The sequence below is a fragment of the Streptomyces sp. SPB074 genome (assembly GCF_000154905.1).
Taxonomy (GTDB): domain Bacteria; phylum Actinomycetota; class Actinomycetes; order Streptomycetales; family Streptomycetaceae; genus Streptomyces.
This window is the reverse complement of sequence record NZ_GG770539.1, coordinates 1,082,391-1,092,311: the sequence shown is the minus strand read 5'-3', so window position 1 is coordinate 1,092,311 and position 9,921 is coordinate 1,082,391. Positions and strand designations below refer to the sequence as shown.

Sequence of the window (9,921 nt, the reverse complement as noted above, 5' to 3'; positions counted from 1 at the left end):
CGCAGCTGTGGAAGACCGCCCGGGAGCACCCGCGGCTGACCGACGCGGTGCGCGCGGCGCAGGCGACCGCGGCGCGCGCCGCCGGGGCGACGGGCGGCAAGCAGCCCGGCGGCCCCGTCTTCCAGGGCCTCAAGGGCGGTCTCGGCACCCTGCCGCTCGCCGTCGCCCGCACCGTGCGCGACCGGGGCGGCGAGATCCGCACCGGCACGGCGGCCGAGGAACTGCGCCGCACGCCCGGCGCCTGGCGCGTCGTCCTCACGGACGGCGGCGTGATCGAGGCGGACGCGATCGTCCTCGCGCTCCCCGCGCCGCGCGCCGCGCGCCTGCTCGACGCCGAGTCCCCGGCGGCGGCGGCCGAACTCCGCGCGGTCGAGTACGCCTCGATGGCGCTCGTCACGCTCGCCTACCGCCGCGCCGACACCGGCGCGCTGCCCGCCGGGAGCAGCGGCTTCCTCGTGCCGCCCGTCGACGGGCGCACGATCAAGGCGTCCACGTTCAGCAGCCAGAAGTGGGCGTGGGTGGACGAGGAGAACCCGGACCTGCTCGTCCTGCGCACCTCGCTGGGGCGGCACGGCGACACCGCCGACCTCGCGCGCGACGACGCCGAGCTGGTGAGCCTGTCGCGCCGCGACCTGCGCCTCGCCACGGGCCTCGACGCGCGGCCCGTCGCCTCCGTGGTGACACGCTGGAACGACGGGCTCCCGCAGTACCCGGTCGGCCACCAGGCCCGTGTCGCGCGCGTGCGCGAGCACGTCGCGAAGCTCCCGGGCCTCGCGGTGTGCGGCGCGGCCTACGACGGCGTGGGCATCCCGGCGTGCGTGGCGAGCGCGCGGGAGGCGGTGGACGCCCTGCTCGGCGGGGCGGGCACGGTGGGCGAGGGCGTGCCGGGCGGGGCGGGCCGTGCGCCCGCCCCCGCGTCGGCGCGCGGAGAGTGAACGAGGAAGATAGAGACATGAGTGCTGCTCCTGAGAAGATCCCCAACGCGGGCAAGAAGGCCAAGGACCTCAACGAGGTCATCCGCTACACCCTGTGGTCCGTCTTCAAGCTCCGCGACCTACTGCCGGAGGACCGCTCCGGGTACGCCGAGGAGGTCCAGGACCTCTTCGACCAGCTCGCCGCGAAGGACGTCACCGTGCGCGGCACGTACGACGTCTCCGGGCTCCGTGCCGACGCGGACCTCATGATCTGGTGGCACGCCGAGACCTCGGACGAACTCCAGGAGGCGTACAACCTCTTCCGCCGCACCCGCCTCGGCCGCGCCCTGGAGCCGGTCTGGTCGAACATGGCGCTGCACCGCCCGGCGGAGTTCAACAAGTCCCACATCCCGGCGTTCCTCGCCGACGAGAACGCGCGCGCCTACGTCAGCGTGTACCCCTTCGTGCGCTCGTACGACTGGTACCTGCTGCCCGACGAGGAGCGCCGCGCGATGCTCGCCGACCACGGCCGGATGGCGCGGGGCTACCCCGACGTGCGCGCCAACACCGTGGCGTCCTTCTCGCTCGGCGACTACGAGTGGATTCTCGCCTTCGAGGCCGATGAACTGCACCGCATCGTGGACCTCATGCGCCACCTCCGCGCCTCCGAGGCCCGCCGCCACGTCCGCGAGGAGGTCCCCTTCTACACGGGCCGCCGCCGCTCGGTGACCGAACTGGTCCAGGGCCTGGCCTGAGCGACCCGGCCCGGCCGCCGCCGGGCCGGTCCCGTCGCACGCGGCGAGGTCGCCGGTGGCCTCCGAAGGGACACGTATCCGCCACGCCTTCGTGCCCCCTCGGGGGCCGGGCCTACGGTGATGCGCGGTCCCGCGTCGTCCCCCGTGCACTCAGGTGCCGCTCACCTCTCTCGCAGGGCCTCGCGTGCCCTTCCTGTCACCATGTCGCCGGGGGCCGTCCGGTCCGGCGTCGGCGCGTCCTTCGGGGCGGGGGCCGGGCGGGGTTCCTTGTGGGGGGCGCAGTCCAGGGTGCCGTTCGCGGGGACGTGGCCCGTCAGGAGGTACGTGTCGACCGCCTTGTTGACGCAGGGGTTCGCGCCGCCCGCGATGCCGTGCGTGCCCGCGCCGCGTTCCGTGACGAGCGCCGCGCCGCTCAGGCGGCGGCGGAGTTCGAGCGCGCCCTCGTAGGGCGTCGCCGCGTCCCGTTCGGCGGCCAGGATCAGCGTCGGCGGCAGCACGCCGGGGCGCACCCCGACGTCCAGCGGGCGCTGGCGCGGCGCCGGCCAGGAGGCGCAGGGCAGGTTCATCCAGGCGTTGTCCCAGGTCTCGAAGGGGGCGACCGAGGCCAGGCGCGTGTTGTCCTCGTCCCACGTCGCGAAGTCGGTGGGCCACGCCGCGTCGTTGCACTCCACGGCCGTGTAGACCGCCGTCCCGTTCTCGTCCGCCTTCGCGGCGGCGGCGCTCGGCGGCGCGGCGAGCTTGAGGAGCGGCTTCTCGTCCTTGGCGACGACGAGGCGCGAGAGGACCTCGGCGCGCGAGACCCAGTAGTCGTCGTAGTACGCGGCCTTGAGGAACGCGGCCTGGAGCTGGGCCGGGCCCACCCTGCCGCCAGCCGGGCGCAGCGCGAGGCGCTCGCGCACCTTGTCGTAGGCGGCGCGTACCGCCGTACCGCTCGTCCCGAGGTGGTAGGCGTCGTCGTGGCGCGCGACCCAGTCGGTGAAGTCCGTCCAGCGCCGCTCGAAGGCGAAGGACTGGTCGAGGTTGTTGCGGTACCAGACCTGTTCGGGACCGGGATCGACCGCCGAGTCGAGGACCATGCGCCGCACGTGCCCGGGGAAGAGCGTCGCGTACAGGCCGCCGAGGTACGTGCCGTACGAGGCGCCCATGAAGTTGAGGTCCTGCTCGCCGAGCGCCGCGCGCAGCACTTCGAGGTCGCGCGCGTTGTTGAGCGAGGTGTAGTGGCGCAGCTTCGCGCCCGCGCGCTTCGCGCACCCCTTCGCGTACGCCTCCGCCCGAGCGAGCCGCTCCCGCTTGTACGCCTCGCCCGGCAGCACCGGCGAGGTGTCCGGCGCCGTCGCGTACTCCTTCGGGTCCTGGCAGCTCAGCGGCGCCGAGCGTCCCACGCCGCGCGGCGCCCAGCCCACGAAGTCGTAGGCGGCGGCGAGCTTCTTCCACTCGGGGTAGGCGCCGAGCAGCGGGAAGTACATCCCCGAGCCGCCCGGTCCGCCGGGGTTGAAGAGCAGCGCGCCCTGCCGCGCCGTGCGCTTCCCGCCCGCCTTCGCGGGCGCGCCCGTCGCCGCGATCCTGCTCACCGTGAGGCGGATCTGCTCGCCGTCCGGGTGCGCGTAGTCGAGCGGCACCTCGACCGTCCCGCACGTCACGCTGCGCGGCATCTGCTCGACGGCGGGACAGGTGCCGAAGGTGATGCCGCGCGGGGCGGCCCGCGCGACGCTCGTCCCGACCCCGGCGGGCTGCCGCGCGGCGGACGGGGCGGGGGAGGGGGCAGGGGGCTGCGCGCCCGCCGGGGCCGCGCCCAGGCAGCCGAGCAGCAGCGAACCGGCGGCGGGGACGAGGACGGACCGGGGGACGGGCCTGCGGGGCATTCTCATACGGGGCGATCCCTTCCGCCGCCCCACTGCGGCGGGCAGCGGGCGGCGGGACGAAGAAACGATAAAAGGGATAATTCGTACGAGAAGGGGCGAAGTAAAGGACCGCCGCCCCGTGTCGGGGAGACGGCCCGTGGCAGGGAGACGGCCTGTGCCGGGGAGATGGCCGCGTGCCGGGCAGGCGGCCAGGTGCCGGGGAGATGGCCCCTGTCGGTGCGAACGGTCCTTGAGCCCGTTCCAGCCCGTTCCAGCCCTTCCGGAGTCGGCGGTGTCGCTCAGGCCGCCGTACGGACCGTGAGCGCGGCCCGGAACTGCGGCTCGTGCACCGCGCGCAGCCCGTGCACCGCGAGCGCGAGCGTCTCGTGGTTCGCCGCTCCGCGCACCGCCTCGGCGCCGAGCGGCGTCGCCCAGCGTCCGTACGGGGCGAGATCGACGCGCGCGATGACGAGGCTGCCCGCGCCGAGCAGCAGCGGCAGCCCGAACCAGCCCGCGACCTCGGCCGCCGAGTGCCCGCCGTGCGGCAGGAACACCAGCGAGACGAGCCCGGCCGCCGCCACGGCGAGCACCGTGCGCCGCAACTGCCGCAGCGCCCCCGCGACGAGTGCCCGGATCTCCGCCGGGACCGCGAGCCGCGACGCGCCCAGGCGCTCGCCCAGCTCGCGCACTTCCGCCGAACCGGCCACCGCCGCGCGCAACTCCGCGACCGGCAGTTGCAGGCCCGGGCCGAGCGCCCCGAGGACGGCGCGCTCCAGCGCGTCCGCCGGACGGTCGGCGACCGCCGTCGCCCAGCCGGTGTGCGCGAGGAGCAGCCGCCCGCGCCGCGCCATCGCCACGAGTGTCACCTCGGCGACGCGCCCGGGACCACCCACGAGGAACGCGGTCTCCGCGAGACCGAGCGGGCGCGTTCCCGGCTCACCCCGGCCCGCCGTGAGCCGGAAACGGGGATCGGCGGCGCGCACGGCCGCACGGAAGAGCCGCGCACAGGCGACGACGGAGGCCGCAGCGGCCAGCAGCAGGACCGGTATCCACAACACCTCCGCTTTGTAACGCCGTTGCCCCGGTCATGCCATGACGGCGCTCACAGTCGCGCGGTGACGTGCGGCACGCGCGCGGGCGCACCCGCGTGGTCCACCCGCCGGAATCCCGTGCGCCGCAATCCCGCCCATCGCAATCCCGCCCATCGCAATCCCGCCCATCGCAATCCCGCTCATCGGAATCCCGCCCGCCGGAATCCCGTGCGCCGGAACCCCTTACGCCGCCCGCCGTCGCAGCACCGGCCGCAGTCCGCCGCGCGGCGGGACCGGGCCCGAGCGGTCGGCGTGCCAGCGGGCGAGCGCGCGCAGGGTGCGGGTGGACAGGGAGGGGCCTGGGTGCTCCAGGACGTGCGCGGCGAAGTCGAGCGCGTCACGGCGATAACCGCCGGCCGGCGGACGGCTCGTCGCGTACGCGCGGAACGCCGCCCGGTAGTCCGCGCCGAGCAGGCGCGGCAGCTCGGGTGCCACCTTGCCGACGATCTGCCCGCGCTTGCCCGCGAGCGCGCTCGCCTGCACCGCGAGGCGCTCCGCGTCGAACCCCCGGGGCGCGGGACCGCCCGCGACGAGCGCGGCGAGCAGCGCGGACTGCTCGGCGGCTAGGCGCTCCCGCGTCTCCTCGGCCACGAGTGCGGCCCCGCTCCGGGGCCCGACCCCGCTGCCGCGCGCCGGTGCCGCGCTGCCGCGGACCGTCTCGCGGATCGCCCGCAGCTCGCCCTCCAGCTCCGCCGCCGCGGGGAAGTCGTCGTCCCGCTCCAGGAGCACCCCCGGCGGCTCGGCCCGCGCGCACAGCTCGCCGAGCAGCGCGAGGACCTGCGGCGGCACCGGATGGGCGTGCGTGTCGTGCCACACCCCCTCGCGCAGCACGCCGCCCGCGACGTGCACGTACGCGAGCGCTTCGAGCGGCAGCTCGTCCAGCGCGCGCACCGCGTCCTCGCCGCTGTTGACCTGGTTCGTGTGGAGGTTCGCGACGTCGATGAGGAGCCGTACGCCGGTCCGCTCCACCAGCTCGTACAGGAACTGCCCCTCGGTCAGTTCCTCGCCGGGCCACGTGAAGAGCGCCGCGATGTTCTCGACCGCGAGCGGCACGGGCAGCGCGTCCTGCGCGATGCGGACGTTCTCGCAGAGCACCGCGAGCCCCGCGCGGGTGCGCGGCACGGGCAGGAGGTGACCGGCCTCCAGCGCGCCCGCCCGTACGAAGGCGATGTGCTCGGTGACGAGCGGCGCGCCCAGGGTCTCGGCCCGCTCGGCGAGCGCCGCGAGCCGCCCCGGGTCGGGCCGCCCGGCGCCTCCGAGCCCCAGGCCGACGCCGTGCGGCACGACGGTCACGTTGCGCGCCCGCAGCCGCAGCAGCGACTCCGGTACGTGCCCGGGACAGATGTTCTCCGCGACGGCCTCGACCCAGTCCACGTCCATCCGCTCGACGGCCTCCGCGATCTCGGGCCGCCACCCGATCCCCGTCCCCAGCCGCACGCCCGCCCGCGCCGCGCCCGCCTCCACGGCCGTCATCCCCGTCCCCCTCCTGTCGTACGTCTCGCGAAGGGGTGATGACCGCCGGGGGAGCGGGCCAACCGCGCGCGGGACGTTCTCAGAGCCGTACTTGAGGTTCGGGACGGGAGCGCCGCGTCCCGCGTCCCTCAGCCCGCGAATCCCCGCAGGTCCGCGACCGCCGTCGCCGAGCCGGGCACGACCTCCGTGAAGCCCGCGTCGTGGACCACGGGGAGCCCGGCCGCGACGAGCGCGCGCCACCGCTCCCCGTCCGCCGTCCGCACCGCGAGCGGGAAGCCCGCCTCCGCCCAGGCGGTGCGGCGCTTCTCGTCCAGCTCCCACCAGGCGAGCTGCACCGCGTGCCCCGCCTGCGCCATCGTCTTGCCCGCCGACATCTCCACCTCCGGGTTGAGCCACACGACCGGAGTGCCGGGCGCGGGCGCGGCGGGCGGCTCCGGGTCGCTCAGCTCCGTACCCGACACCTGGAGCTTCGCGAGGTCCTTGGGCCAGCCGTCGAGCGGGATCGGCGGGTAGACCCGCACCTCGGCGCTCCCGCCGCGCAGCGTCAGCCCCTCCAGGGCCTCCGCGCGCCGCCACTCGGCGCCCCGCGCCCGCCGGACGACCTTGCGGATTCGGGCGTCCTGCCAGTCCCGCACCGCCCCGGCCCACGGCCCCTCGCCGCCGGCGCGCGGGTCGGCGAGCAGCGCGAGCACCGCGCGGGCCGCCGTCTCCAGGGCGTCGGTACGGGCCGGGGGCGCCGTCTTCTCCAGGTGCAGCACGAGCGGGAGGACGAACTGGGGCGCCTCGTCCCGGGGCGAGTGCGCCTCGGTGAAGGGCGGGGGAGGGAAGTCGCTGCTGGTCACGCCCTCCAGTCTGCCAGGGGCCCGCCCGGCGCCGCCGCGCTCCCCGGCCGCGGCACCGGGCCCGGACCGCTTGGCGCGCCGCGCCCGCCCCGCCATGATGGGGCGCATGAAGAGCGATCTGTTCGGTGCCGACTTCCTCGCCCGCTCCGCCGTACCCGGGCTGACGGTGGAGAACCCCAAGACCCTCAAGTACGTCGTGCGCGGCGAGATGATGGCGCGGCAGGGAGCCATGATCGCCTTCCGCGGCGACCTGCGCTTCGAGCGCAAGGGCCAGGGCGTCGGGGGCCTGCTCAAGCGCGCGGTGACCGGCGAGGGCCTGCCGCTCATGTCCGTCGCGGGCGAGGGCGAGGCGTGGTTCGCGCACGAGGCGCAGAACGTCTTCGTGGTCGAGATCGAGCAGGGCGACCAGCTCACCGTCAACGGGCGCAACGTGCTGTGCTTCGACCCGGGCCTCGGCTACGAGATCAAGACGGTCAAGGGCGCGGGGATGAGCGGCGGCGGGCTCTTCAACAGCGTCTTCACGGGACAGGGCAAGCTCGGCCTCATGTGCGAGGGGCACCCGCTCGTCATCCCGGTCGGGCAGGGGCAGCCCGTCTTCGTCGACACCGACGCGATCGTCGGCTGGAGCGCCCACCTGCACACGAGCCTGCACCGCTCGCAGAGCGTCGGCTCGATGCTGCGCGGCGGCTCCGGCGAGGCGGTCCAGCTACGGCTCGACGGCGACGGGTTCGTCATCGTCCGGCCGAGCGAGGCCAGGCCGGAGCAGCGGTCCGGCTGAGGACGTGCCCCGGCGGACCGGACCCGGCCGGGCCGTCAGCCCGAGCAGGCCGTGCGCTGGCCCTCCAGCCACGCGCAGCGCACGCAGAGCGTGATGCCCCGGTGCGACTCGGGGTACTCGCTCGGCTCCTGGCACAGCACGCACGCCGCGCGGGGCCCGGCCGGCTCCCGCCCGGCGCCGTCACCGGAACCGTCCACGGACGGCCCCTCCGCGTGCGGCCCGTCCACGCGCGGCCCCTCCGCGTGCGGCCCGTCCACCCGCGGCCCCTCCGCCCGCGATCCGTCCTCGTCCACGCGCTCCGCCCCCGCCCCGTCCGCCTGCCGCCCGGTCATCCCTCAGCCCTCCGCGCCGTCGTCAGGCGCCACGAGCGGCTTCGCGTCCCGCGCGAGCGCCGTGAGCCGCGAGATCGCGCGGAAGTACTTCTTGCGGTAGCCGCCGTCCAGCATCTCCTGGGAGAAGAGCCGGTCGAAGGGCAGCCCCGAGGCGAGAACGGGGACCTCGCGGTCGTAGAGCCGGTCGGCGAGGACGACGAGGCGCAGCGCCGTCGACTGGTCGGGCACGGGGGCGACCCCGGTGAGGCACACCGCGCTCAGCCCGTCCGTGAGCGCCCCGTAGCGGCTCGGGTGCACGCGCGCGAGGTGGCCGAGGAGCGCGGGGAAGGCGTCGAGGCTCGCGCCCGGCGTCGCCTCCGCCGCCCCCCTGACCTGCTCCTCGGTGAAGGGCGCGGGCGCCTCGGGCAGGCCCCGGTGCCGGTAGTCGTCACCATCGATGCGCAGCGCCCGGAAGTGCGCGGACAGGCCCTGGATCTCGCGCAGGAAGTCCTGCGCGGCGAAGCGGCCCTCCCCGAGCTTGCCCGGCAGCGTGTTCGACGTCGCGGCGAGCGCCACGCCCGCCTCCACGAGTCGCGCGAGGAGCGAGGAGACGAGCACCGTGTCGCCCGGGTCGTCCAGCTCGAACTCGTCGATGCACAGCAGCCGGTGGCCGCTCAGCGTCGCCACCGTCTGCTGGAAGCCGAGCGCGCCGACGAGGTTCGTCAGCTCCACGAACGTCCCGAACGCCTTCTTCTCCGGCGGCGCGTCGGTCGCGTGCCACAGCGAGGCGAGCAGGTGCGTCTTGCCGACGCCGTAGCCGCCGTCGAGGTACACACCGCGCGGAGCCGCCGGGGCGCCGGTACGGGCCTTGCGCCCGAACCACCCGCGCCTGCCGGTCGCGGCGGGCGCCGCGCCGAGCGAGGCCGCGAACGCGGACAGCTCCCGTACGGCCTCCGACTGGCTCGGCTGCTTCGGGTCGGGCACGTACGTGCCGAAGCGGACCGCGTCGAAACGCGGCGGCGGCACCAGCTCGGCGACCAGGCGCTCCGGGGGGACGCGGGGCTCGCGGGCGCACAGCGACAGGGGCCGCGCCTCGGCTATGGGCGCGGACGAGGGCGAGGAGGTGGACACGATCACCCAGCTTAGGCGCCGTGCGAGACTGCCGTCATGCGACGCCTGTTCCCCGTGACCGACCCGGCACCCTCCGCGACCGGCACCGACCACGTGTGGTCACTCGCCGAGCTCGCCGCGCTGTACGCCTACCCCGAGCCGCTGCCGGACGGCGGGGTCCTGCGCGCCAACATGGTGACGACGCTCGACGGCGCCGCCTCGCTCGACGGGCGCTCGCAGGGCATCTCGGGACCGGCCGACATGCGGGTCTTCGGGGTGCTGCGGGCCCTCGCGGACGTCGTCGTGGTCGGGGCCGGGACGGTGCGCGCCGAGGGCTACCGCCCGGCGAAGGCGCGGGAGGCGTTCGCCGCGGCGCGCGAGGCCGCCGGGCAGGCGCCCGCCGCCGCGATCGCCGTGGTCTCGGCCACGCTCGACCTCGACTTCACCACCCCCCTGTTCACCGCGCCCGTCGTCCCCACGCTCGTGCTCACCGGCGCCGACGCCCCCGCCGAGCGGGTCGCCGCCGCGAAGGAGGCCGGCGCCGAGGTCGTCGTCACGGGCCCGGGACCGGGAGCGGACCCGGGCCGGGTGCGCGCCGTGCTCGCCGCGCGCGGCCTGCGCCGCCAGCTCGCCGAGGGCGGCCCGCACCTGCTCGGCACGCTCATCGCGGCGGACGCGGTGGACGAACTGTGCCTCACCGTCTCCCCGTTCCTCGCGGCGGGCGAGGCGAGCCGCATCGCCCACGCCGCCCCGGCCCCCGCCCCGCCCGCCCGGCTGCGCCCCGCCTCGATCCTCACCGAGGACGG

The 9,921-nt window shown here is 76.0% G+C and carries 10 protein-coding genes; 4 read left to right on the top strand and 6 right to left on the bottom strand.

Going from position 1 to position 9,921, the window contains the following annotated elements; translation table 11 throughout:
* The coding region (hemG, locus tag SSBG_RS04490) for a protoporphyrinogen oxidase (protein WP_234010360.1) at window positions 1-935 on the top strand (935 nt) is incomplete at its 5' end.
* A 17-nt stretch (window positions 936-952) separates the two neighbouring features.
* Window positions 953-1,669 carry a hydrogen peroxide-dependent heme synthase gene (gene hemQ, locus SSBG_RS04485; RefSeq protein ID WP_037868930.1) on the top strand — a complete coding sequence of 239 codons (717 nt, stop codon included), beginning with the start codon at window positions 953-955 and terminating at the stop codon, window positions 1,667-1,669.
* Window positions 1,670-1,830: 161 nt separating this feature from the next.
* Here hemQ and SSBG_RS04480 read toward each other — a convergent pair whose 3' ends face one another.
* The 4 genes from SSBG_RS04480 to SSBG_RS04465 all read right to left on the bottom strand — a co-directional run bounded on the left by SSBG_RS04480 (window position 1,831) and on the right by SSBG_RS04465 (window position 6,916).
* Complete coding sequence (locus SSBG_RS04480; RefSeq protein WP_037868928.1) at window positions 1,831-3,537, bottom strand: alpha/beta hydrolase; 1,707 nt, start codon at window positions 3,535-3,537, stop codon at window positions 1,831-1,833.
* Between the two features lie 272 nt (window positions 3,538-3,809).
* Window positions 3,810-4,568 carry a TIGR04222 domain-containing membrane protein gene (locus SSBG_RS04475; protein WP_008745029.1) on the bottom strand — a complete coding sequence of 253 codons (759 nt, stop codon included), beginning with the start codon at window positions 4,566-4,568 and terminating at the stop codon, window positions 3,810-3,812.
* Window positions 4,569-4,784: 216 nt separating this feature from the next.
* Window positions 4,785-6,074 carry a DUF692 domain-containing protein gene (locus tag SSBG_RS04470; protein ID WP_008745028.1) on the bottom strand — a complete coding sequence of 430 codons (1,290 nt, stop codon included), beginning with the start codon at window positions 6,072-6,074 and terminating at the stop codon, window positions 4,785-4,787.
* Window positions 6,075-6,202: 128 nt separating this feature from the next.
* Entirely contained in the window at window positions 6,203-6,916 is a 714-nt protein-coding gene (locus SSBG_RS04465) for a peptidyl-tRNA hydrolase (RefSeq protein WP_037871080.1), read from the bottom strand.
* 106 nt (window positions 6,917-7,022) lie between these two features.
* Between SSBG_RS04465 and SSBG_RS04460 the strand changes: the two genes are divergently transcribed.
* Window positions 7,023-7,694, top strand: coding sequence for an AIM24 family protein (locus tag SSBG_RS04460; protein ID WP_037871079.1), 672 nt, complete (start codon window positions 7,023-7,025; stop codon window positions 7,692-7,694).
* A gap of 35 nt (window positions 7,695-7,729) precedes the next feature.
* Here the strand turns inward: SSBG_RS04460 and SSBG_RS34230 are convergent, their stop codons facing one another.
* Together SSBG_RS34230 and zapE are read right to left on the bottom strand one after the other, a co-directional pair.
* Entirely contained in the window at window positions 7,730-8,026 is a 297-nt protein-coding gene (locus tag SSBG_RS34230) for a hypothetical protein (RefSeq protein ID WP_008745025.1), read from the bottom strand.
* A 3-nt stretch (window positions 8,027-8,029) separates the two neighbouring features.
* The gene (gene zapE, locus SSBG_RS04450; RefSeq protein WP_037871078.1) at window positions 8,030-9,136 is read right to left on the bottom strand and encodes a cell division protein ZapE; all 1,107 of its coding nucleotides are present in this window, start codon (window positions 9,134-9,136) and stop codon (window positions 8,030-8,032) included.
* Window positions 9,137-9,172: 36 nt separating this feature from the next.
* Here zapE and SSBG_RS04445 point away from each other — a divergent pair.
* Window positions 9,173-9,921, top strand: a 749-nt coding sequence (locus SSBG_RS04445) for a dihydrofolate reductase family protein (RefSeq protein ID WP_008745023.1), incomplete at its 3' end; no start/stop codon positions are given.

What these genes read in the sequence shown, in the direction of transcription:
- hemQ (WP_037868930.1), top strand. Translation starts at nt 953, where the DNA reads ATGAGTGCTGCTCCTGAGAAGATCCCCAACGCGGGCAAGAAGGCCAAG.
- SSBG_RS04480 (WP_037868928.1), bottom strand. Translation starts at nt 3,537, where the DNA reads ATGAGAATGCCCCGCAGGCCCGTCCCCCGGTCCGTCCTCGTCCCCGCC.
- SSBG_RS04470 (WP_008745028.1), bottom strand. Translation starts at nt 6,074, where the DNA reads ATGACGGCCGTGGAGGCGGGCGCGGCGCGGGCGGGCGTGCGGCTGGGG.
- SSBG_RS04460 (WP_037871079.1), top strand. Translation starts at nt 7,023, where the DNA reads ATGAAGAGCGATCTGTTCGGTGCCGACTTCCTCGCCCGCTCCGCCGTA.
- SSBG_RS34230 (WP_008745025.1), bottom strand. Translation starts at nt 8,026, where the DNA reads ATGACCGGGCGGCAGGCGGACGGGGCGGGGGCGGAGCGCGTGGACGAG.